The organism is Microvirga ossetica (assembly GCF_002741015.1).
GTDB lineage: Bacteria > Pseudomonadota > Alphaproteobacteria > Rhizobiales > Beijerinckiaceae > Microvirga > Microvirga ossetica.
In genome coordinates, this window is sequence record NZ_CP016616.1 from 511183 (window position 1) to 533798 (window position 22616).

A 22616-nucleotide genomic window follows, 5' to 3' on the forward strand; every position below is an offset into this window, starting at 1 on the left:
CTCAGCGACCAACTGCGGCGTTGCACTCGGCGACGTTTGTCTTCGTGATGGCCGGATGAGGAAGGAGATGGTTCTTCTCAAGCGTCTTGCCGTCAAGGAAGTCGACAACCGCCTTCGCTGCGTAGAGTCCGTCATCAACGGGGGACTGCAGCACTGTTCCATACTGCTGCCCGGCCTCAATGGCTTTCACGCCCTCAATGCTGCAGTTGCTGCCAACAAGGACGAGTTTGCTCGGATCCTTTCCGGCGCGCTGTGCGGCAACGATCACGCCAGCCAGCATATTGTCCGCTTCAGCATAGACACCCTTCACGCTGTCCCCGTATTGGGTAAACAGCGCCGCGGCTGCGTCAGTCGCCTTTGTCTGGTCCCAGTCGCCCGGCTGGCTCCCGACGATCTTGATGTCCGGGGCCGATTTGCCAAGCTCCTTCGTAAAGCCGTCAAGGCGCTGGATTTGAGGCGGCGTCCCAAGCACTCCCAGGATGACAAACACACTTCCGGCCGAGCCAAATCCCTTTTCTTGGAACCCCTGCTTCATGACGGTTGCCGCGGTTTGCCCGTTACCGACATCGTCTGGACCGGTGAAGGTGACCCAGAGGCTTTCAAACTTCGGATCCGGTTTGGAATTGGTGAGGATCAGAGGGATGTTGGCTTGTTTGATCTTGCGCAGCGATGGCACGATCGCCGTTGCGTCGGCCGGCCAAACCACAAGCGCATCCGGACGCTGAGCAATTGCCTGATCCACCTGGCTTGCTTGTTCGGCGGCGTTGAAGGCATTGATCTTGACGTCGAGATTGATCCCGGCTTCGCGCACGGCCTTCGTGAAGGCACGCTGATGCAGGGCGCAATACTCGCACGACTCGGATACAGTTAGGAGAATAACCTTGGATCCTTTCGCTGCCGCCTCGGCTGTCGTGCTGGTGACGGTCGGTGCCAGGATCAGTGAGCCCGCAATGGTCAAGGCCGCAGTAGTCAATTTGGTCATGGTCGGCATGTCGTTTCTCCCTCGTTGTCTTGTCAGTCCTGGTTGATTCAGGTCGCTGGCTCACCGCCATCTGCGTCCTGGCTCCAAGGTGGCACTTCGGATATTGCAGGGTGCCAGGGTCCTGCTCGTCGCTTCAGGCGCCGGGCTTGAAGCGGCAATCTGTCAGCTAGGGGTGAGGACTTGGCGCTCCCTCAGTCTCAAGACCCTCGCCAAGGATATTCCGAGCCGCCCGTCGAGCAGGACTACGAGCAACAGAATTGCGCCATTCACCAGAAGGATCTGCGTCGATGAGGCACTGAGAAGGCCCAGGCCGTTGTTCAGGATAGTGAGGATCATGACCCCGATGGCGACGCCAATGGGCGTTCCGATGCCACCGCTAAGCGCCACTCCGCCAACGATGGCCGCCGAGGCTGCCTGCAGGAGAACATTTCCACTCAGCGTTGCCGATGCAGTCGCGAGGCTCAGAGACAGTAGAGATCCACCGAGGGCCGAGAGCCCTCCTGAGATCATGAAGGAGACTGTTAACGCAGGACCGACGCGGGCTCCGCTCTGGATGGCAGCCTTGCGATGCCCGCCAGCCGCATAGATCTCCCGCCCGATCCGCGTGAAGTGTAGAAGTCCCGCTACCAGGATATAGCACCCCAGCGTGATCAGGCTACGGATCGAAAAGATGCCGGCAACGTTCTGGTCGAGAAAGTCACTGACGTCGAAGTTGTCGTAACTCAGAACCCGGCCCCCGGCGAGCCAGAAGGCAACCCCGGTCAGGAGGATCATCGATCCTACCGTTGTCACCAGCGATGACACCTGAAGCCAGGGTAAGAGGGCCGCATTGGCAACACCAACAGCAATGCCAAACGCGACGGCACCTCCGATCCCGATTAATGCACTGTCGCCGCCGAGTTTGACAGTGATGAGACCTGCGACTGTTGCGACGGCCGCCACGCTCAGGTCGAACTCTCCTGCGATCATCGTAACCGAGAGGCCGAGGGTCAGGAGGCCGAGAAAGGCAAAGGACTGCATCATCGCATAGAGGTTTGCTTGCGAGACGAAATGGTCGGCGGCGAGAGCAAAGCCAATCGGCATTCCGAGGATCAACAGGATGCGCAGAGCGAGCTTCAGTCGTTCAGGAGAGTTCTGTTCCATGGCGATCTCCTCACGGTTTCAGGAAAGTCAGAAGCGTGGACCGAGCCGCAACCACGCCAAAGATCACAGCACCAAGGACGACGAGCCCTTTGACAATCAGCTGGAGCTCGTAGCTGACACCGCTCACCAGGAGGATGTTTCCGATCACGCCGAGGAATACCGCGCCGACGACCGCGTCCGAGACATGGCCTCGACCTCCTTGGATCGAAATCCCACCCACAAGGACTGCGGCGATCGCATTGAAGTCGAGATCGCTGCCATAAGTCAGGTTGCCGCGGGCGGCGGACGAAGCGATGAGTCCTCCGGCGAGCGCCGCCGCGGCTCCGGCGAACGCGTAGGACACCAACGTCGCGGCGGTAAGACGCAGCCCGGCAACGCGGGCGACGTTCCGCTGCATCCCCATCAGACGGATCTCTCGGCCAATTCGGGTGCGTTCGAGCACGAAGCTGGTCGTCGCCGCAAACAACAGCATTACGAGGATCTGGTTGGGGATGAGAGCCATCAAACTCCCCGATCCGAGCGATGACGCGTCTCCGGACCCGATAACGGTGAGACCCCCTGTCCAAAGGACCCCGGCTCCGGCGATGATCGATGATGCCGCAATGGTCGTGATGATGGGGTTCGCGCCGGTTATTCCGATCAGGACTCCTTGGGATAGCCCGATGCCGATGCCCATCATGATAACCAAAAGCAATGCTGGCCACAGTCCAAGGTGAAGAAGAGACGCGAATGCGACGGTCGAGAGCGCCGCGGTTGCACCCATGGAGAGCATGAAGAGGTTGCCGTTCAAGGTGATCATCGCCATGCCGATGGCGCCGATCGCAATAGGCGCAATGGAGTACAGGATCGCTTGGATGTTTCCGAAGTCCGTGAAGTGTGGGACGAACAGGCTTGCAACAAGGACGAGAATGAGAGTCGCTGCCCGAATGGACGTGGCATGAAGACTCGATGAAGACATGATCGTGGCGCCATGACGCAGCCAGCTCCGGCGCGGCTCTAGCGATGGAGAATGGGGAGTAACGGTGGGATGCATCGGAGCCTCCTACGCAGCTGCGGATGCGGAATGACCGCTGATGATGTCGTGGAGAATGTCATCGCCGGTGAGGCTTTCCCGACGGGTGGAACGCACAACGGTGCCGCGGAACACCGTGGTCACACGGTCTGCGAGCTCCAGGATCTCCTCAAGGTCTGTTGAATAGAAGAGGATCGACAGGCCCTGATCAGCCATCTTGCGCAAGGTGGTGTAAATCTCGCTGCGAGCACCAATGTCCACACCGCGTGTCGGCTCGTTGAGGAGAAGAACCTTCGGCTTAAGGGCGACGGCTTTTCCGAGGGAGACCTTCTGTTGGTTGCCGCCACTCAGTGTCGAGACCTCGCTGCGAAGACGGCGGGCATCAATTTGGAACTGTGCCGCCAGCTCCTGCGACCGCACATCCTCGTTGCGGTCCTGCATTATGCCGCGACGCGAGAACTGTGCCATGACGGAAGACGTGAGGTTCGTAGCAATTGTGGCATCAAGAAACACGCCCTTGCCGGCGCGGTCCTCAGCAACATAGGCGATCCCGTGCTGCATGGCCTCACGCACGCCGTTGACCTGAACGGTCTTGCCGTCAATCCGAACCTCAGCCGAAACCTTCCCGTTCAGGCCTGCCAGTTCGTCCATAATCGCATCGGCGCCTGATCCGAGTTGCCCGACAATGGCGAGGATCTCGCCTTTCGCCAGGGAGAGATCCGTTGGACGGAGCTGGCCTGGGATCGACAGTCGGGAGACTTGGAGCCTTGGGACGGCACCTGCCTCGGCCGGAGCCGGGCGATGATTGCCGTGAGCCACATCGCGCCCAATCATGGCTCTGACCAGGTCCTTGGCCGAAAGCTCGGGAGTGGATGATGTTAGGATATGACGGCCGTTGCGGAGAACTGTTACGCGGTCTGTGAGTGCAAAGACCTCATCGAGGCGGTGACTGACAAACACCAGCGCCGTACCTTGGTCGCGCAGGTAGCGCGCGGTCTCAAAAACCCGTGTGATTTCGGCATCCGAGAGGGTCGCGGTTGGCTCGTCAAGCAGAAGAACCTTTGCTTGCCGGTAGACGCCGCGGGCGATCTCGACCAATTGCCGCTCTGCGAGGCTCAATCGACCGGCGGGGATGTCGAGGGGAATATGCCTCAATCCCACTTTGTCCAATTGGGCACGGACAACCTCTTTGAAGCGTCCAATTGGGCACGGACAACCTCTTTGAAGCGGTTCCGCAGGTAGAGCTCACCGTATTCTTTGGTGCCCAGCAGAATGTTGTCCAAGACGGGAAGGGTGGGAACGATCGCCAGTTCCTGGTGGACGATCGAGACCAGTTTAGGATCGGTCGGGTGCCCGAGCGAGAGGGGCGTGTTGTTGACCAGGATCTCCCCAGTGTTCGGCCGGACGAAACCGCCAAGGATCTTGATAAATGTGCTCTTGCCTGCGCCATTCTCCCCGCACAGGCCATGGATCTCGCCTGCTTTCAGGTCAAGTCCGACGTCTTCGAGAGCATGGATCCCGCCATAGCTCTTGCTAAGGTTGCGTGCGCTGAGCACGACAGGTTTGGCGTAGGTAACTTGGGCGTCGTCCATTTCGATCCCTTCTCTAGCCGTGTCAATCTGAGCGCCTCAGTCGCTGCTCCAGCCGGTCGGGCCAGCCACGAGCCTTGTTGGCGGTCGGCTGCGCGCCAGCGGTCCAACGCAAAGGCCGCAGCTTCATAGTCAGGCTTGTCCGGTGCGGTTTCGGCCAGGCTCGGCTTCCGGCCACATGGCAAGCCAGCATCGTCGAGTTTGGGATCGCCGTTGATGGCGTCAGAACCTCAGAGCGCTTCCCAGTGTTGTGCTGTATGTGCACAAAATTCTTATAGCGCTCATCACATCAGAGGTGCTATTCTTTGTCAATAGTGAACAGAGTTCAAATAACGCACATAATCAGCAAAGCATGAGTGACCCAGCCGTGGACATTGAGCGCGATCCGAACCTCGTAGGAGGGTTCCTGAAGGGCCTTAGCGTTATTGAGGCCTTCGATTCTGACACATCACGGCTGGCAATCGCCGACGTGTCGAAAGCCACAGGCCTCGATCGCGCAACATGTCGTCGTCTCCTGCTCACGCTGGTTCACGCAGGCTATGCTCAATTCGATGGAAAGTTCTTCTCGCTGGCGCCGAGCGTTCTCCGCTTGGGCTATGCCTACATTCGGTCGGCTTCGCTCCCGAATACCGTTCAGCCGTTCGTCGAAAAGCTCTCGCGCGAGATAGAAGAGAGCTGTTCGGGCGCAATTCTTGAAGGCGACCATATCGTCTACATCGCCCGAGCGTCACAGAGGCGCGTAATGTCGATCAATCTCGGCGTCGGCAGCAAGGTCCCGGCGTACTGCTCCTCAATGGGACGCGTGCTCCTCGCTTCACTGGAGTCAGAGACGGCCCGCCAAACGCTGTCAGCTGCGGATCGTCCACGCGTTACTCCGAAAACCCGCATCGGCGTCCGCGACATCATGGCCGAATTGGACCAGGTTCGTCGCCAAGGTTACGCCTTGGTCGACGAGGAACTGGAACTTGGCCTGCGGTCCATAGCAGTGCCGATCAGGAACATGCGGAACGAGGTTGTCGCCGCCATGAACGTGGGAACTCAGTCCGCGCGAGTCGCAGTAGAACGCATGATCAATGAGTTCCTGCCTCCAATGCAGCAAACCGCGGCGAGCATCAGCCGTGTTCTTCCCTAACGCGGAGGTCGTCGTCAACTGGATCTATCCGGCGATCCCGGCATCCGCGTTCCTCGGGACAGGATGGATTGCAGATCGCGCGGTTCAGCCGTAGGCGCGCTGGCAGATCGACCCGACAGTTCATCCGTCCTGTCGTCTTGACGAGCGGCCTCATCATTGTTGCAGACGCAGCATGCCGACCTTTTCGGCCATTAACCGCGGTTATCAACGCGCATGAGGAAAGGACGGATCGAGACTGTTTCCCAAACGCCTGCCTTGGCGAATGGGTCCTCCCGATTGAAGGCTACCACGTCATCGATCGTGTCGGCCTCGAAGATGAACATCGAGCCAATCATCGTCTCAAGGTCGTCGGCGAGCAAGGGTCCGGAGATCACAGTCGCGACCTTGCCAGAAGCAAGGTAGGCCTTATGGGCCTCATAGTTCGCGAGCCGGACGGGCAATGCGTCCGGCTTATCCATGCAGTGTACGACGATCCGCATAGGACTTCTCCTTTGTGCCTCTCAATGTGGCAGCGATGGGAAGGTCCGGCTTGCCACTGCGACCCATGACAGATGGGTGGACACCTCCAGATCGACGCCGGCCTCAACCGCGTCTTCTGCCGCTAGCATAAACCGAATGTTGTAACTGGCCTTCGTTCGGGGATTTTGCCTTTGAAAACCCGACGAGTTGCAACACCGCTGTTCAAACTGTGAACTTTGTGCATTATTAGCCGGAGCTTGGCGTAATGCAAACCCTTGTTGTACCTACAAGGCGAGAAAGGCCTATGAGCAGCCAAATCGTCTTCAAAGCTTAGCAATCTCCGATTGACATGGCCCGATGTAAATTATGGTATCGGGAAACAATTTCGTGCGGTATGTGAACAGAATGTCACCCTCTCAACCTGAGCAGGTTCCTTTGTCCGACCAACTCGATCGAAACCCTCTGAACGGCCTCACGAAGGGTCCTAATCTCGTGGGGGGATTCCTTAAAGGCCTCGCCGTTATTGAGGCCTTCGATGGTGGCCATTCACGTCTGTCCATCTCCGACGTCGCGAAAGAGACCGGACTGGATCGGGCCGCAAGCAGACGCCTGCTCTTGACTTTGGTGAGTGCCGGCTATGCTGAATTCGACGGCAAGTTCTTCCAACTGGCCCCGCGGATTCTGCGGCTTGGATTTGCATACCTGCGGTCCGCACCATTGCCCCGTTTCATTCAGCCCTACCTCGAACAGGTTGCTAAAAACACCGAGGAGAGTTGCTCAGCCGCAGTGTTGGACGGGACCGATATCCTCTTCATAGCCCGTGCAACCAAGCAGAGGATTGTCTCGATCAATATAGGGGTTGGAAGTCGCCTTCCTGCCTATTGCTCGACCATGGGACACGTACTCTTGGCTGCACTCCCGCCAGAAAAAGCCCGGGAAATTCTGTTGGCGTCGGATCGCAAGCCTTTGACGCCCAAGACGGTTACCGACGTCGATGCTCTCATAGCCGAGTTCGCCCGCATCAGAGAGCAGAACTACGCAATCATTGATGAAGAAATCGAAGTCGGTATTCGATCGGTTGCCGTTCCGGTTTACAACAAACGCGGCGAGGTCGTCGCTGCGCTTAATGTCGGGGCACAAACGTCGCGAGTGAGCGTTGAGGACCTCAAGAACGAGTTTCTGCCGAGGCTGCTCAAGGCGCAAGCTGAGCTCCGGCAGGTTATCGATATACAGTGATTTAACCCGAGGATGTTCACCGTATCGATACGGCTGGATGAACAGGCGATAAATCGCGGTATATATCAGGCTGAGACTGGGTCATCGCCGACGCATGTCTATAAGTCATGGTTTCTATCCGATGCTACGACAGCTCAAGCGTGAGGGCGGAGCTGGTTTGGTCTCAGAGCCCGTCCCGAAAAGGGTTGAGTGGCCGAGGCCGCTATGATTCCAAGAGGGTGCTGAAGCCTGATCTGGAACCGCAATGTGGACCCCGACCACCCGGCGGCAGTATAGCCGCGACGGCTTGCGCTACGAAACTGATTTGACCGATCCCGAATGGGCTGTGATTGAGCCGCTCCTGCCCGAGCCCCACGCCCGAGGCCGCCCGCGGCGCTGGCCTGTCCGGGAGATCCTGAACGCGATCTTCTATGTCTTGCGTGGCGGTATTGCCTGGCGACTTTTGCCTTCTGATCTGCCGCCCAAGAGCACCGTCTTTCGCTGGTTCCGTCTCTGGCGCGACACCGGTCTGTTTGAGACCATCAACCACCTGCTCGTCATGGCCGATCGCGAGCGGGTGGGACGGGATGCTTCGCCTACTGCAGCGGTGCTCGACAGTCAGAGCGTGAAGACGACGGAGAGCGGCGGCCCCAGAGGCTATGATGCCGGCAAGAAGGTCAAGGGCCGCAAGCGTCAGGTGATGGTCGACACTGACGGGCGTGGCTTGATCCTGGAGCCGCAGCCCGCGGACATTCAGGACCGGGACGGCGCTCCTATAGTCCTACGCCTGTCGCGGGCCTCGTTCCCGTTCATCGTCACAGCATTCGCTGACAGTGGCTATGCCGGAGAGGCTCCGGTCCAGGCCACCTCCATCACCATCGAGATTGTTAGAAAGCCGCCTGATCAGGTGGGCTTTGCGGTGCATCCTCGCCGCTGGGTGGTTGAAGTAGTCTTTACGCAATAGGCAAAAGCGGACGTGCTCACTCTCCGGGCTGGTGGGCAGCACGTACCGGATTTCGACCTCGTCGTTCGTGACGACAACTCGGTCAACCAGCAACAGCACGAGCTGTCGGCGCTGCTCGAAGGTGGCATTCGCCAGCCCGTGCTGCACCCGCTCACGAAAGGCCTCCAGTGAGGTCACTACACCGGCGAGGTGTTGCTGGCGTTGGGCATCGTTGTGCAGAAGCTCCTCCTGGTCAGCCAGCGCTTGCATGCGGTGCTCCAGGTCGCGGCGGCGCCGTTCATACTCATCGAGCGGCAGGACCGCCCGCAGATAAGCATCGGTCAGCCGCTCGATCTGCTGCGAGAGATGGGCCTGGGCCCGGCGCAGCGTCTCGCGACGGGCGAGCAATTCCTGCGGCAGCCAGGCTCCGCCATGGGCCCGCGCCACGGCCGCAGCCAACGGCTCGGGCGAGCCCAGCAGGCTGCACAGATCATTCCAGACCAGCGCGTCGAGCTGATTGGCGGGGGTGTGGCGCGCCGGGCAGCATGTGGCGCGGTGCGAGAAGGTGCTGTGCCCCTTGCCGCTGCACAGATAGTAGAAATTCCGCCCGTTGATGGCCCGCGCCGTGCAGGCAAGACCGCAGCAACCGCAGCTCACCAGCGCACGCAAGAGATACCGATGGGCGGTGTTGTTGCGCCGCGCGAAGGAGCGGTTGGTCGCCAGCTTCGCCTGCACCTCATCGAAGTGCACCCGGCTCACCATGGCAGGCACCGGCCCGACCGGGATCCAGCTGTCGGCCGGCTGCGGCACGGCCGAGCCATGAGGCCGGCCGATCGGGTGCGTGGCCGAGCGGCGGTGGGTGGGGGCGCGATAGCGCGTGCGTTGGGCATAGACCTGCCCCGTATAGGTCGGGTTGCGCAGGATGCCGCGGATCGTCGGGCTTGACCAGCGCGGTGTGCCCGACGGAGTGGGGACGCCGCGGGCATCCAGGTGCTGGGCCAGCTGCAGGAGCGAAGTGCCTGGCTCGCGATAGAGGGCAAACAGCTCGGCGACGACGGCCGCCTCCGCCGGATCAGTGGTGACGCCGCGCGGGTCGCGGGGCCGGTCGGGGCTCATGTGGTAGCCATAGGGCGCACGGGTCCAGGGCAGCAGCAACCCGGCGCGCAGCTTGGCGAGCCGGCCCCGGCGCATGCGCTCGGCAATCAGCGTGCGCTCGTACTCCGCAACAGCGCCCCGGATCTGCAGCAGCAGGTGGTCATGCGGATCGTCGCTCATGGGGCGGTCGAGGAATTCGGCGGCACATCCGGCCTGCGCCCATTCCTCGAGCAGGACCATCTGGTGCACATAGTTGCGGGCGAGGCGGTCGGGGGCGGTGACGAGCACGCGGTCAATCTCGCGGCCCTTCACGGCATCGCGCAAGCGGTCCAGCCCCGGGCGGGCGAGGATCGCGCCGCTGTAGCCGTCGTCGCGGAACACGTGCGCTGGGTCGTGGGCGTCGACACGCTGGTGCGCCGAACCTGCCAGGCGTGGTGCCACTGATCCCGCATGCTGTCCTCCCTGGTGAGTGACCTCACCGGGGAGTTGGGGCGCCACAGCCCTCCGGAGCCGATGGCGCGCCCGCGGCCAGCTGAGCTGGAGCTGCCCCATGTGCGTCAGGCAGAACTTGTCATTTGTGATTAGACCATTGAGAGATTCTTCGCGTGGATCAGCCGCAATCGCAGGCTCTGGAAAGACCCGGAGGCGACACTCACCTCAGCGCGGGCTTTCCTCTATGCCGCCTCCGTCATGCTCCTCGTCCGCCGCTTGGGACGACACTCATGAATTACGGGACGGACTCTCAGACATGTGAGACCTGTTCAGAGCCTCGCCATGTACTTAGCGGCAACTACTGCGATGGTGTGATCTCTGCATCCTGCAGATTACTCTTCTCAATCAGAACGGGCTCGATCTTGATCGACCGAAGCGGCGCTTGGCTGCGTAAATGCTCGTTCATCATTCGCAGGGCCGTACGGATCTGGGCACCCGGTTTCTGATCGACTGTGGCAGCCATGACCCCGTCCCGAATAGCTTGCAGTGCGAATGGAAGTGCGTCGAATCCAATCACTTGCACACCTTGCTGACTATGACCGGTTTGCCGAAGGGCTTCCACCGCGCCAATCGCCATATCATCATTATCCGCGACGATCGCATCCGGCAACTCGGGAAGGAACGTCAATTGGCCCTCCGTCACCATCATACCCTCGGTGCGGGACCAATTGGCACTCGCCTCCGCCACGATCCGGTACTGACTGCCGCCCGTGTTCAGGCCCTCACGCACACCCCTCGCCCGCTCAATGCCCGAACTGCTTCCTGACAGGCCCGTCAGGTGCAGGACCTTGGCCCCAGCCGGAAAGTGCCTGACGACCCAGTTCCCCAGGAGCCGCCCGCCATCAACGTTATCAATCCCAACATGAGGCACTTCCCTTGTCGCGCCATAGACGTGGGTGTCAAACGTGACGACTGGAATGCCACGTTGTTGCACGTAATTCATCGTCGGGACCAAGGCATAGACATCGTTTGGCGCGACAAGGATGCCGTCAACACCACCAGTGGCGAGGGCGTTCTCAATATCGGAGGCCTGATCGATCGAGTCTCCCTTGCCATCCTCGACCAGCAGGCGAATACCTAGCTGTCGCGCCTCGTCCTCGGCATGCGCTCGCACGGCTTGGAAGAACGGATAGGATGCCTTCGGAAAACTGATCAGGATCGTCTTGTCCTGAGCCTGTGCTGACGCCATCGCCATGAGGGACGTCACCATGGCGACACTGATGACGAGTCTTGTCACAGCCTGGAGCATGCGGGTTCCTCCCTGTATCTAGAAATCCTGCTGGTGGTCGGCCACCTTTGTTACGAGCGCGCCTATTTCCTACCGCCGCCCCGCGACTTGGCGTAAGTATCAAAGCCAACTGCCAGGATGATGATGCAGCCGATGATGACCTGTTGGTAGTACGGGGACACATTCATGATCACGAGACCGTTGAGCAGGACGCCGATCAACAACGCACCAATAATCGTGCCTCCGACACCCCCCATCCCGCCGAACAGACTTGTTCCGCCGATGACAACAGATGCAATAATCCGCAGCTCGTAGCCAGTCCCCGCGACCGCCTCAGCAGAACCAAGACGGGCGGACAGCAAGAAGCCGGCTAACCCCGTCAGGAGCCCCGTGATGACGTAGACGCTCGACACCACGAGCCTTACGTTTACGCCAGAGAGGCGGGCAGCTTCTGCGTTGCCGCCGACGGCGTAGACCTGACGACCATAGCGGGTGTAGCGGAGTACGATGTGACCTGCAGCGGCCACAATAAAGAAGACGATGACCGGCACAGGAACACCGAGAATATCGCCACGGCCCCAAAAGCGGTAACCCTCATCGAAGCCGCTGATCGGAGCGCCATCGTTGATGATCAGTGTCGCACCACGCCATACCGTCATTCCGCCGAGGGTCACGATGAAGGCGGGCACGCTGAATTTGGTTGTGATCTTACCCTGAATATACCCGGCCGCGGTGCCAACCGCGCACGATACCAGCAAGGCGACAAGCCAGCTCAGAGCGAAGTCGCCTCCGAGGGCGCGGACAACAAAGGCGCCGCACATAGTCGACAACGCAAGAAGTGAGCCAACCGACAGGTCGATCCCGGCCGCAAGGATGACATAGGTCATGCCAACGCCGATGATCCCGTAGATCGACACCTCCGTCAAAATATTGGTGATGTTACGCGTCGACAAGAAACGCGGGTTATACGCCGCAAACACGACGATGAGGAGCAGGAGAAAGACTAGGACGCCATATTTCTCCAGAAAACCAATCAGATTGAAACTTTTCCCTGGCGGTACCAAGTTACTATCGAGTGTTGCGTTAGCCATTTTCTATTCCTCCCTGTGGTGGGGCAAGTCGGTGAGTTACACCGCCTCTGCATGCACGTGATGATCGCCAGCGCCCAATGCCATACGCGTCATCAGCTTCTCTTCGGTCGCGTCTGAAGCCGACAATATTCCGGTAATCTGTCCCTCGCGGAAGGTGACGATATGATCACTGATCGCCATGACCTCAGGTAACTCAGAGGAGATCACGATCACGGCGACGCCGGCACGCGCCATATCGAACAGGACTTGATGCACTTCAGCTTTTGCACCGATGTCGATACCGCGTGTGGGCTCATCGACGATGAGAACCTTGGGCTTCAGCGCCATGCAGCGGGCGAGAATGACCTTCTGCTGGTTGCCGCCGGACAATGTTCCAATGGCAACCTGATCGTGAGCCATCTTTATCTGCAATTTCTTGTGGTACTCATCGATCAGCTTGGTCTCGGCCTTGTCGTCGACGAAGTACCGCCATTTCGACAGGGTTCCCAAGCTCGGCAAGCTCATATTCCGGCGGATGGAATGGCTGAGGAAACAGGCTTGCTGCTTGCGATCTTCGGGGACAAGCGCGATACCGGCCCGAATTCCCTCTTTAGGTGAGCGGAGTGGCGAGACCTGATGACCGTTGACATAGACGATTCCCTCATCACACGGGTCGGCGCCAAAGATGACACGAGCAAGTTCTGTACGCCCCGCGCCAACCAGCCCCGCAAAGCCGACGATTTCTCCAGCTCTGACTTCGAGTGACATATCGCGGAGGACTGTTGCGTGCGGGTCATTGACGTTTGCTGCCCGGGACACGCCTTGTACCTTAAGCACAACCTCTCCGGGCACGCCCGTCAGAGGCTTCCTGACGAACTCGACGGCACGCCCGACCATCAGTCGTACGATGTCGCTGACCGTGACATCCGCGACATTTCCATTCGTAATGTACCGACCGTCACGAAAGATGGTGTAGGTGTCACAGCAGGCCTTCACCTCATTCAGCTTGTGCGACACGTAGATGATGCTGATCCTTTTCGCCTTCAGGTCGCAAATGATCTCGTGAAGCTTGTCGACCTCGCGGCCGCTCAATGCGGCAGTCGGCTCGTCCATGATGATGAGCTTCGCGTTCATCGTCAGAGCTTTCGCGATCTCGACCATCTGCTGCTCAGCCACGCTCAAAGAACGCACGAGAGCTCGGGCACTCAGCTCAAGTCCGAGGCCATCGATGATCGCTTGGGCGTCGCGGTACATGCGTCCCCAGTCGATCAACTCATTGCGCAGTGGCTCACGTCCGAGATACATGTTCTCGGCGACCGACATCGCGGGCAGTAAGTTAAACTCCTGGTAGATGGTTACTATGCCGACCTGCTGACGTCGCATCGGGGTATCGGCAGGATCGAGCGGCCGGCCGTCGAATTCCATCGTACCCTGACCGGAATCCGGTGGCTGTGCACCCGCCAGAATCTTGAGGACGGTGGATTTGCCTGCGCCGTTTTCGCCGAGCAGCGCGTGCACCTCGCCTCGCCCGACCTCAAGCTGAACTCCATTTAGAGCAACGACACCCGGAAACGTCTTCCTGATGTCTCGTATGCGAAGCAGAGCGTCTTGCATTGCTGGCCTCTCTCGGCAACTGACGACGGGTTCCATCATGAGGGGGCGAGGACAGACGCCCTCGCTCCCGGTTGCAATCGTGCGGCTACTTGATCTCGTTGTAGCGTTCGGCCTGTTCGAGATTGTCTTTTGTGATCAGGGTCGGCGTGATCAGAGTTGTCTTCAGCTCCGTCTTGTTCCGGATGTTGTTCACGATCGACTGCAACGCAGTTCTGACCTGCTTGCTGGGGCCTTGATCGACAGTGCCGATCATCTCGCCGGCTTTCACGGCCTTGAGGGCCTCTGGATAAGCGTCATAGCTTACGAGCTTCACCTTACCGCTCAGTCCCATCCCGCGGATGGCCTCCAAGGCACCGAGAGCCATGTCATCGTTAACGACCAACATGACGTCGGGAGGGTTACCCGTGAGGGATGTGAGAATGTTTTGAGCAACGGTGAGTGATTTCGCCCGGTCCCAGTCGCCCGGCTGTTCCGCAACGATCTTGTACTTCTCGCCGCCCTCTTTGAGCGCCTCGTGGATACCTTGGACTCGATCAATCGAGGTGCTCGATCCCGACTGTCCGGCGATGACGGCTACCCGGGCGCCGTTCGGCATGTTCTTGAGAACCCATTCCCCCTGCAAGCGGCCGCCCGCAACATTGTCAGCCCTGACCGACGGTACGGGCGATGACGTGCCCTCGACATGACGGTCGACCGCGACGATTGGAATCTTCTCTTTGAGGACGACGTTGATCGCCGGCGCCGTCGCCTTGATGTCCGTTGGTGCGACGATGATTCCGTCAACGCCTTGGTTCAGCGCATTCTCGAGATCGGAGCCCTGTTTAGGGGTGCTGTTTTGCGCATCCTGAATGAGGAGTTTGACATCCAGCTTCTTGGCCTCATCCAGAACCTCCTGTCGCATAAACTGGTAGAAGGGAATGGTGAGGCTGACGAAGTTGACCGCAATCGTTTCTCCCGCGGCAAAAGCCGACGAAGCCGAGGCAAGGCTAGCGACGGCAAACGTACTTCCGAGAAGCCACTTCTTAATCGACATAGGTTTCCTCCCTAGGCAAAGACCCTGTGATGAGCATTCTAGAGACGGGTCGCTTCTCTAAACGCGAACCAAAACCTTCATCATTGCGCCCGTTGGATCGAGCAGAGGCTTGAAACCCTTCTCAAGGATGTCAGTCAATTCGATCTCGTCGTCGATCATGGTTTCGACCGGGAACAGTCCACTTCGGATCATGTCGATGACACGCGGCCAGATCGTGAGCGGATAGCAGAGCGAACCCTGGATCGTGATATCCTTGATAATCCACTTGAAGGGCTCGACCGGCGTTTTGCCTTGCATCAAACCGACGACGACAACGACTCCTTGGGCCCTAACCGCGTCGATGCACGCATCGAGCGCACGCCCGTTGCCGGCGCATTCCACCGCTGCATCGACCCCGATGCCTTCATCGGTTTCCTGGCGGATTCGGTCTACAACCGACTCCGTCGTAGGGTCGAGGAGCACCGCGCCGACGCCGAGCTGTTCGATGCGTGACCGACGATTAGGGTTCGGCTCGCTTACGAAGATTCGCCCGGCCCCAGCGGCGCGGGCTGCCAAGACCGCGAGAGCTCCAATCGGGCCGGCTCCTGTGATCAGGATGGTGCCTCCCGGCTTGAGGCCGCTCCGGTCGATCGCGTGAACTGCTACGGCTGCGGGCTCAATCAATGCGCCCTGTTGATCGGTCACGTCGTCCGGCAGCTTGATTGCATTGTAATCTTTGACAACCGCAAACTCGCCCATTCCACCCCAGGGCCAGCTGAGCCCGATGGTGGCGCCACGGCCACTGAGGAAGGCCAAGTTGCGGCTGCCGAAGTAGCCGTCCCGAGGGCCGAGCTGCGGCTGGATCGAGACGCGGTCGCCAGGTCGGAGGGTCGTTACGCTCCGGCCGACCGCCTCGACCCGTCCGGCAAACTCGTGACCGAGGATCTGAGGCAAGGCCGAGCCGCTGAAACTATTCGGCGTCGCGGAGGTCCAGATCGGTCCTTCCGTGTATTCGTGGAGATCGGTTCCGCAGATGCCGCAATAGGTCGAGCGTACCAGGACTTCGTCGTCTGCTATCGTGCTTGGCTCGTCGACGTCATCAATGCGGACATCGTGTTTGCCATAGAAACGTACGGCCTTCATAAAAGCCTCCTTAAGGATCGCTTCCTCCCGTCAACACACGCCGGCTGTTAGCCTGGTTCTTTGTTCTATGGGCCGGCCCACAGTGTGGGCCGTGCCGGTGCTTGGTGTTCTGTTGACGGTGTTTGGTTTGATTTATCCGTGTCGACTAGGCTGCCACAGCCAGCTTTTCAAACTGCCGCATCGTCGTTTCAAAGGATCGCCGTGCCATTTCCTCAAGGGGCAGCTTCCGAAATTCTGCCGAGAGGATTTCGACACCGTAGGGTCCTTTATACCCAGCAGCTTGCACCGCCTTGATGAAGGCCGGCGGATTCAAATCGCCCTCTCCCGCGAGGCGACGATGATGAATGGTATCTTCCCACAGGTCCGCGCCTACGACGTTCTTGGGGGCATCGTCGAGTTCGACAGCACCAATGTACTGGGCGGGAATCTTGGAGACCTCATTGTAGTCAATGCCCCCACGAGCGAGGTGCCAGATGTCGACCAGGATTCCACCATTGGGCTGCGCTGCGCCTTCAACGATGCCAAGAGCGGTGTCGATTGTTCTGACATTGCTCCACGGCATGATCTCCAGCACGATCGATGTTCCATGGTCGGCGGCCTCGCGGCAGAGCTGAGCAAACTCATCCCTCATCCGGGGAATGTCGGCGACAGGGTCGTGGAAGCCAGGTCCAACCTTGAGATCGCGCATGCCCAAGGCAGCAGCGGCCTCAAGCATCTCCGCACGGATCTTATCGGATTCCCTGCGGCGCTCGCCGTCGGCGAACCAATCGAGCAGGAACTCCATTTCGACGTACTTGATGCCATTGTCGTCCAAGATGCGTTTCATCTCGGGCAGGCCGATCTTGCCGGCAGTGGCCATCACATCTTCATGGATGAGACCCACACCGCGGTAGCCGGCGCGAGCGGCAGCTTCGATCCGATCGCGGAACGGGAAAGGGCTTAGTTCGGTTGGCCCAAGTGGATAAACATCCCCGGCAATGGTGAAGTAGGCAGCAAGGAGTTCGATGTTATTCGCCATGACAGATTCCTCTTGGTTGTTGGCATCGGAGCGATCCCGCATCAGACCGCGTGTTTCATCCTTCAGGCGGATGGAGCCTTTGCGGAGAGGGTGAAGTCCCAATTGATCAGCCAGCACGGGGCGGTCATCCCTAAGCGGGAGACCTCCTTGGGATCCTCAATCTTTTGAAGATCGGCGATCAGGGTTTCCTTGACGCCGAACACCGCGTCTTCCGACAGGTACTCGCAATCCGGCGTGAAGATGTGCGTGATGACCGGATCATAGCCTGGTGCCGTCACGATGAAGTGGATATGGGCCGGCCGGTTGGGATGGCGGCCCAGCGCGGCCAGCATCTTGCCCACAGGCCCGTCGTCAGGAATCGGATAGTAGCGGGGCTTCACCGACCGGAACCAGTAGGCTCCCTCTTGGTCGGACGTAAACACACCGCGCAGGTTCCAGTCCGGTTGCACGCCTTTCTGCTGGATGTCGTAGAACCCGTCGTCGTTGGTTTGCCAGACGTCGATCAAGGCCCCGGCGACTGGATTACCGGCCGTGTCGAGCACCCGCCCGCGCACCACCGTGGGCTCGCCCTTGTGGTCAAGGCAGATGTTGGTTCCATGCTCGTAGCGGGGTGCCTCCGGCACATAGAATGGACCGAGAATCGTGTTCTCGGTGGCACCGCTCGGACGTCGGTGATTGATAGCATCGACCAGCATCGAGACACCGAGCGTATCGGAGAGCAGGATGAACTCCTGACGCCACTCTGTGCATGTCTGACCCACCTCGGTGAGGAACTGGATGGCCTTGAGCCATTCCTCATGGGTTGGCTCAATCTCTTTGACCGCCGCGTGCAGGTGCTTGACGATGACTCCCATGATCTCCCGCAGGCGCGGGTCGATATCGGCTCCCATGCGGGCGTTGACCACCTCGACGGAAGTTTCTTCCTCAAAGTATGGGTACTTCTTGGCGGACCGGCCGCCTCTGATCTCATCCATGGCGCTTCCTCACTTCATCAGTTACCGATCGGTTGCCGCGCCCAATCGTTCGGCGCCCCCGACTCGTGTTATTGGTAGCCGCTTGGTCGTCTCGTACCGGCGCTGATCGCTGGATTACGCCGCGATCGAGTCGGGCGGATCGCCGACGTAGGCACGTGCAATCAGTTCGCGGATTGCCTCACGCTCCAACGGGCGCGGGTTCCAATACGGATTGGACAATGCGCGGTCAGTGGCCTCATCGATGCCGCTCTCTGGCATCCCGAGGTCCTTCAGGGCTCTGCGGGCCCCGACACGTCCCGCGAGGTCATAAAGCCCGCGGGCGGCATCATGCGTTCCCAGAATGCCAGCCAATTCATCCACGACACCTGGGATGTTGGGGGCGTTGTATGCCAGGGCGTGGGGCAGGACAACGGTATGGGTCTCAGCATGCGGCAGGTCGAACGAGCCCCCGAGCGTGTGGCACAGTTTGTGGTGGATAGACATGCCGACTGCGCCCAGGCATGTCCCGCACAGCCATGCGCCATAGAGCGCGTCGGAGCGGGCTTCGCGATCCTGGGGGCTCTCGACGATGATGGGCAAGGCACGAGCAAGAGCTCGGATCGCTTCCTTCGCCATGAGGCTGATCACGGGATTGCGGTCCCTGGCATAGAGGGCTTCGACTGCATGCGCGATAGCATTGATACCGCTGGTACCTGATAGCGCGGGCGGGAGTGTGAGAGTGAGATCAACGTCGTAGATCACCACCTCCGGCAGCACTTTTGGACTCGACTGCGTGACCTTCGCACCATCCCGGGTCTCGCCAAGGATCGGCGTCATTTCCGAACCGGCATAGGTCGTTGGAGCGACGATCTGAGGCAGATCGGTGCGTAGTGCAATCGCCTTTGCCAAGCCAGTTGTCGAACCGCCACCAACTGCCACGAGGCCATCGACGTGCCGCTCGGCCACGACTCTCATCGCCTCGTCCGTCACATGGACGGGCGTGTGCATCGTTGCCCCTGCGAATACGCCGGCGGATCGTGCACCTAATCGGGAGGCCGTCGCTTGAGCATCGGCTTCCTGCTGCGGGGTTGCAAGGACGAGGACGCGCTGGAGGCCAAGTCGCTCGACTTCAGCGGGCAGTTGCTCAAGCGTGCCGAAGCCGAAAATCACCCGGGCAGGGTTGGCGTTATAGGTGAACGGTGTCATCGGACCACACCCACCTTCGAGAGGATAACTTCGTCCCTCAGCTCGGGTTCGATGCAGTGCCTCGGAGCGTTCGACAGCGCGAAGCACGCGAGGGCTTCCGATACGCTCTTCATAAGGTTGCGCTCCGTCCATTTAGCTGCACCGAGAACCATGGCTGGTTTCCTCCCTGCCGTTTGTCATGTGCGTTATATGAACAATGTGCATATTCTGCACCAATTTCGGATTGCGTCAACATGAGGAGGTTGCGACAAAGGCGCATTCAGAGGCGGGCGCAGGCCGGAATTCACGGGTTATGAGCAAAAATATGTAAGTTCATAACTTGTTACTACGCGTCATTTCGAGCTTAAAAATAGATTACCATCCAACAGGCCAAGCACTCATCTGCCATAGCTGCTTTATTGAGCGCGAATTGCAGCCGACATGTACATTCGCAGGAGCCAGATCAACTTCTCCTAAGCAAAATAAACAAGGGGGATTGGGGCGGAGTTATTTTCCTCGCTGCGCAAGCATTGTGATATTCAGCGCGAAGACTATTATATTGAATACGGTTCAGGTCACACGAGGCGAGTGCGTGATGGCGAAAAAAACGAATGCGGTTCAACCCATATCGTCCGGTCCTGTGGCTTTGGATGCCACAGACCGAAAGCTATTAAGCTTGTTGGCTGAGGACAGCTCGCGAAGCTACGTTGAACTAGGGAATCTATTGAACCTTTCACCGCCCGCCGTTCATGAGAGGGTTAAGCGGCTCAAGCGCGATCGAGTTATCGTAGCCACTCAAGCCAAGCTTGATGGCTGCAAAGTCGGGCGCACGTTGCTGACGTTCGTGCTTGTCACCACGAATGGGGTCGCAAGCACTAAGCGGCTCCTCGCTCTGTCCTCGCTGCCGGAAGTTGAGGAAATTCATACAGTAGCGGGCGATAGCGCAGTCATGCTCAAAGTGCGCCCTCGTGATACTGAAGGTTTAGAAGAGCTATTGGCACGCATAGAGAGCATCGAAGGGGTGGAGGCCACTCGAAGCTACATTGCGCTATCGACGTTTTTAGAACGTGGGCCCAGTCCTGAACTGTGATTGGGCAGCGAGCTATCGTGATCGCTCTAGGTGCGGGTGCCGCCGCAGGCACTTGGACCGCAGCGCGTCGGAGAACGTCTGGTTGGGACAAGCGACATCCTCCTCGGTCCCATTCAATGGTCCGCTTCAGCCTGGTTAGCTGCCCTTAGCCCTAGGTCGCAGATGTGCCACAAGCGGCCCTTCCCACTGCATTCAACACGGTTGTGATGTGCGTCCTCTGGTCAGGCTAAGGCCAGAACTCCGGCAAGTGGCATTGCCGAAGGGAACAGAGATCCGGCCCGTCACGCCCGAGACGCTGAACCGGGAGCTCTTTGGAATTAGACGCAGGCACCTGTCCTTTATTGTCAAGCCAATGTCCGCTTCTATCAAGCACGTTCCCGCGAACTGATATCCCTTGGGCACCTGAGAAGTCGCTCGCCTCAACCGGGGACGATTTCGTCTGCCCAGCTCGTCGGGGGGCTGGCCGCCCGGGCACTGGCGGTCCCAACGCGACGTGCCCGGGAAGGCACGTTTATCTGGAACAAAGGTCATCATGATCATCTCGATGCCACCCATCATCACAGCCCTATCCTCTTCGACCGGAACCCGTGACCCCGAAGGACGTGTTCCGATGCTGACGAAACGCGATCTGCTTTGCTCGGCTGCGATGGCCGCACTCGCCGCTACGATGGCGAAGCCCACCCCGGCCATGGCGCAGACCAGGGCCGAATGGCCCAACCTCTTGGAGGCCAAGGACATCGCCGAGGAAGGCTTCATCTACGGCCTGCCGCTCGTGATGTTTTATGCGGTCATGCAGGAGTTCGCCGTGGACAGGAACTCGGGGCAGTTCAAGGCACCGTTCAACGAGATCAACAACCAGCACCACGTCGCAACCCCGGCGGACACGGCCGTCATCACGCCGAACAGCGACACCCCTTACTCGTTCATCTGGCTGGATGTGCGCGCCGAACCGATGGTGATCTCGGTGCCGACGATCGAAAGGGACCGCTATTACTCGGTGCAGTTGATCGACGGCAACACCTACAATTTCGGCTATATCGGCACACGCGCCACGGGAACCGAGGCGGGCGACTATCTCGTGGTCGGTCCCGACTGGAAAGGCGATGCGCCCACCGGGATCAAGCAAGTCTTCCGATCGACGACACCGTTCCCGCTCGCTCTTATCCGCACCCAGCTCTTCAATCCCGATGATATGCCGAACGTCGAGAGGATCCAGGCCGGGTACAAGGGGCAACCGCTTTCTGCCTTCCTCAAACACCCGGCCCCGCCCGCCGCGCCGAAGATCGAGTTCGTTCCTGCCACCACTGCCGGGATCAAGGATAACTTCTTCCAGTATCTCGATGCAGCCCTGCAATACGTCCCTGAGACGCCACGGGACAAGGCGATCCGCGCGAGACTTGCGAAGATTGGCATCGGCCCCGGCAGGACCTTTGACTTCAAGGATCTATCGCTCGAACACAAAGCCGCAATCCTGGTCGCCATGAAGCAGGGTGACGACAAGGTCGACAAGTGGCTGGCCAGCGGCAACAAAGACATCAACGGCTGGAACGTCGGCGCGTTCTTTGGCGACGAGGCCTTCTACAACGGCGATTGGGTGATGCGGGCCGGCGCCGCCAAGGGCGGTCTCCTGGGCAACGATGCCGTCGAAGCCATGTATCCGTATACCCGAACCGACGCGACCGGTGAGCGGCTCGACGGCAGCAAGCACAAGTACACCATCACCTTCCCGCCTGGTCAGTTGCCGCCGGTGAACGCGTTCTGGTCGGTGACGATGTACGACGGCAAGAGCCAGTTCCTGGTCAAGAACCCGATCAATCGCTACCTCATCAACTCGCCGATGGTGTCGGCGATGAAGAAGGACGCGGACGGCTCGCTGACGCTGTACCTTCAAAAGGACAGCCCCGGTGCGGACAAGGAAGCCAATTGGCTTCCGGCGCCCAATGACACGATCTATCTCGTGATGCGCCTCTATTGGCCGAAGCCGACGCCGCCTTCGATCTTGCCAGCGGGCGAAGGCACATGGCAGCCGCCCGGCGTGAAACGGGTCTCATAGGAGGCGCGGGTTTCGTGCGCCTCTCGGTCGCAAGGTCGTTGCGATAGCTTCGCCGGTTCCCGTACTGTCCGCAGTGGGTCAGGTGGCGAAATTTGCGGACTTTCCGGAATGTCCGGTTCTCCGAGGAAAGCTGCTCTTGAACTCAGGTCGCACGCGGTGACAGCATTTGCTGCAGTCGGATCAGGTAA

At 59.5% G+C, this 22616-nt stretch carries 18 protein-coding genes and 3 pseudogenes; 6 read left to right on the forward strand and 15 right to left on the reverse strand.

What is annotated here, in order from left to right; translation table 11 throughout:
- Position 1: 1 nt before the first annotated feature.
- From BB934_RS02215 to BB934_RS48790, 5 genes are all read right to left on the reverse strand, one after another.
- A complete protein-coding gene (locus tag BB934_RS02215) occupies positions 2-991 on the reverse strand; it encodes a sugar ABC transporter substrate-binding protein (RefSeq protein ID WP_237050144.1) in 990 nt (329 codons plus the stop codon).
- A 153-nt stretch (positions 992-1144) separates the two neighbouring features.
- Positions 1145-2125, reverse strand: coding sequence for an ABC transporter permease (locus BB934_RS02220; protein ID WP_099508173.1), 981 nt, complete (start codon positions 2123-2125; stop codon positions 1145-1147).
- Between the two features lie 10 nt (positions 2126-2135).
- Positions 2136-3158, reverse strand: coding sequence for an ABC transporter permease (locus BB934_RS02225; protein WP_173909412.1), 1023 nt, complete (start codon positions 3156-3158; stop codon positions 2136-2138).
- A gap of 9 nt (positions 3159-3167) precedes the next feature.
- Complete coding sequence (locus tag BB934_RS02230) at positions 3168-4292, reverse strand: ATP-binding cassette domain-containing protein (protein ID WP_210422127.1); 1125 nt, start codon at positions 4290-4292, stop codon at positions 3168-3170.
- Entirely contained in the window at positions 4289-4729 is a 441-nt protein-coding gene (locus BB934_RS48790; RefSeq protein ID WP_210422128.1) for an ATP-binding cassette domain-containing protein, read from the reverse strand. Before BB934_RS48790 ends, BB934_RS02230 begins: the two co-directional genes overlap by 4 nt.
- 349 nt (positions 4730-5078) lie before the next feature.
- Between BB934_RS48790 and BB934_RS02235 the strand changes: the two genes are divergently transcribed.
- The gene (locus tag BB934_RS02235) at positions 5079-5858 is read left to right on the forward strand and encodes an IclR family transcriptional regulator domain-containing protein (protein WP_099508174.1); all 780 of its coding nucleotides are present in this window, start codon (positions 5079-5081) and stop codon (positions 5856-5858) included.
- Between the two features lie 191 nt (positions 5859-6049).
- Here the strand turns inward: BB934_RS02235 and BB934_RS02240 are convergent, their stop codons facing one another.
- Positions 6050-6337: a YciI family protein gene (locus tag BB934_RS02240; protein ID WP_099508175.1), complete on the reverse strand. Its 288-nt coding sequence runs from the start codon at positions 6335-6337 to the stop codon at positions 6050-6052.
- Positions 6338-6752: 415 nt separating this feature from the next.
- Here BB934_RS02240 and BB934_RS02245 point away from each other — a divergent pair, with 415 nt between their 5' ends.
- Positions 6753-7553: an IclR family transcriptional regulator gene (locus BB934_RS02245; protein ID WP_237050145.1), complete on the forward strand. Its 801-nt coding sequence runs from the start codon at positions 6753-6755 to the stop codon at positions 7551-7553.
- A gap of 244 nt (positions 7554-7797) precedes the next feature.
- A pseudogene (locus BB934_RS48920) lies at positions 7798-8487 on the forward strand (IS5 family transposase); the annotation flags it as partial.
- A gap of 534 nt (positions 8488-9021) precedes the next feature.
- Here BB934_RS48920 and BB934_RS48925 read toward each other — a convergent pair.
- Positions 9022-10122: pseudogene (locus BB934_RS48925) on the reverse strand (recombinase family protein); the annotation flags it as partial.
- Positions 10123-10158: 36 nt separating this feature from the next.
- Here BB934_RS48925 and BB934_RS02260 point away from each other — a divergent pair.
- Positions 10159-10296, forward strand: a pseudogene (locus BB934_RS02260) (IS5/IS1182 family transposase); the annotation flags it as partial.
- A gap of 64 nt (positions 10297-10360) precedes the next feature.
- On the opposite strand, the gene BB934_RS02265 reads toward BB934_RS02260, so the two are convergent.
- The 8 genes from BB934_RS02265 to BB934_RS02300 form a co-directional block, all read right to left on the reverse strand.
- Positions 10361-11311 (reverse strand): substrate-binding domain-containing protein, encoded by a 951-nt coding sequence (locus tag BB934_RS02265; RefSeq protein WP_099508177.1) that lies wholly within the window; start codon positions 11309-11311, stop codon positions 10361-10363.
- A 62-nt stretch (positions 11312-11373) separates the two neighbouring features.
- Entirely contained in the window at positions 11374-12381 is a 1008-nt protein-coding gene (locus BB934_RS02270; RefSeq protein WP_099508178.1) for an ABC transporter permease, read from the reverse strand.
- A gap of 36 nt (positions 12382-12417) precedes the next feature.
- Complete coding sequence (locus tag BB934_RS02275; RefSeq protein ID WP_099508179.1) at positions 12418-13974, reverse strand: sugar ABC transporter ATP-binding protein; 1557 nt, start codon at positions 13972-13974, stop codon at positions 12418-12420.
- A gap of 85 nt (positions 13975-14059) precedes the next feature.
- A complete protein-coding gene (locus BB934_RS02280; RefSeq protein WP_099508180.1) occupies positions 14060-15007 on the reverse strand; it encodes a substrate-binding domain-containing protein in 948 nt (315 codons plus the stop codon).
- A 57-nt stretch (positions 15008-15064) separates the two neighbouring features.
- Positions 15065-16129 (reverse strand): zinc-binding dehydrogenase, encoded by a 1065-nt coding sequence (locus tag BB934_RS02285; RefSeq protein WP_099508181.1) that lies wholly within the window; start codon positions 16127-16129, stop codon positions 15065-15067.
- A gap of 145 nt (positions 16130-16274) precedes the next feature.
- Positions 16275-17264 carry a sugar phosphate isomerase/epimerase family protein gene (locus tag BB934_RS02290; RefSeq protein WP_237050146.1) on the reverse strand — a complete coding sequence of 330 codons (990 nt, stop codon included), beginning with the start codon at positions 17262-17264 and terminating at the stop codon, positions 16275-16277.
- Complete coding sequence (locus tag BB934_RS02295) at positions 17210-18121, reverse strand: intradiol ring-cleavage dioxygenase (RefSeq protein ID WP_099508182.1); 912 nt, start codon at positions 18119-18121, stop codon at positions 17210-17212. The genes BB934_RS02290 and BB934_RS02295 overlap by 55 nt, the downstream gene beginning before the upstream one ends.
- Before the next feature lie 114 nt (positions 18122-18235).
- The gene (locus tag BB934_RS02300) at positions 18236-19306 is read right to left on the reverse strand and encodes a maleylacetate reductase (RefSeq protein WP_099508183.1); all 1071 of its coding nucleotides are present in this window, start codon (positions 19304-19306) and stop codon (positions 18236-18238) included.
- A gap of 574 nt (positions 19307-19880) precedes the next feature.
- On the opposite strand from BB934_RS02300, the gene BB934_RS02305 reads away from it, so the two are divergent.
- Entirely contained in the window at positions 19881-20375 is a 495-nt protein-coding gene (locus BB934_RS02305; RefSeq protein ID WP_099508184.1) for an Lrp/AsnC family transcriptional regulator, read from the forward strand.
- Positions 20376-20985: 610 nt separating this feature from the next.
- Complete coding sequence (locus BB934_RS02310) at positions 20986-22428, forward strand: DUF1254 domain-containing protein (protein WP_099512593.1); 1443 nt, start codon at positions 20986-20988, stop codon at positions 22426-22428.
- Positions 22429-22616: the final 188 nt, after the last annotated feature.

What these genes read in the sequence shown, in the direction of transcription:
- BB934_RS02240 (WP_099508175.1), bottom strand. Translation starts at nt 6,337, where the DNA reads ATGCGGATCGTCGTACACTGCATGGATAAGCCGGACGCATTGCCCGTC.
- BB934_RS02300 (WP_099508183.1), bottom strand. Translation starts at nt 19,306, where the DNA reads ATGACACCGTTCACCTATAACGCCAACCCTGCCCGGGTGATTTTCGGC.
- BB934_RS02225 (WP_173909412.1), bottom strand. Translation starts at nt 3,158, where the DNA reads ATGCATCCCACCGTTACTCCCCATTCTCCATCGCTAGAGCCGCGCCGG.
- BB934_RS02295 (WP_099508182.1), bottom strand. Translation starts at nt 18,121, where the DNA reads ATGGATGAGATCAGAGGCGGCCGGTCCGCCAAGAAGTACCCATACTTT.
- BB934_RS02285 (WP_099508181.1), bottom strand. Translation starts at nt 16,129, where the DNA reads ATGAAGGCCGTACGTTTCTATGGCAAACACGATGTCCGCATTGATGAC.
- BB934_RS02280 (WP_099508180.1), bottom strand. Translation starts at nt 15,007, where the DNA reads ATGTCGATTAAGAAGTGGCTTCTCGGAAGTACGTTTGCCGTCGCTAGC.
- BB934_RS02235 (WP_099508174.1), top strand. Translation starts at nt 5,079, where the DNA reads ATGAGTGACCCAGCCGTGGACATTGAGCGCGATCCGAACCTCGTAGGA.
- BB934_RS02305 (WP_099508184.1), top strand. Translation starts at nt 19,881, where the DNA reads ATGGCGAAAAAAACGAATGCGGTTCAACCCATATCGTCCGGTCCTGTG.
- BB934_RS02220 (WP_099508173.1), bottom strand. Translation starts at nt 2,125, where the DNA reads ATGGAACAGAACTCTCCTGAACGACTGAAGCTCGCTCTGCGCATCCTG.
- BB934_RS02270 (WP_099508178.1), bottom strand. Translation starts at nt 12,381, where the DNA reads ATGGCTAACGCAACACTCGATAGTAACTTGGTACCGCCAGGGAAAAGT.
- BB934_RS02265 (WP_099508177.1), bottom strand. Translation starts at nt 11,311, where the DNA reads ATGCTCCAGGCTGTGACAAGACTCGTCATCAGTGTCGCCATGGTGACG.
- BB934_RS02310 (WP_099512593.1), top strand. Translation starts at nt 20,986, where the DNA reads ATGCTGACGAAACGCGATCTGCTTTGCTCGGCTGCGATGGCCGCACTC.
- BB934_RS48790 (WP_210422128.1), bottom strand. Translation starts at nt 4,729, where the DNA reads ATGGACGACGCCCAAGTTACCTACGCCAAACCTGTCGTGCTCAGCGCA.
- BB934_RS02215 (WP_237050144.1), bottom strand. Translation starts at nt 991, where the DNA reads ATGCCGACCATGACCAAATTGACTACTGCGGCCTTGACCATTGCGGGC.
- BB934_RS02275 (WP_099508179.1), bottom strand. Translation starts at nt 13,974, where the DNA reads ATGCAAGACGCTCTGCTTCGCATACGAGACATCAGGAAGACGTTTCCG.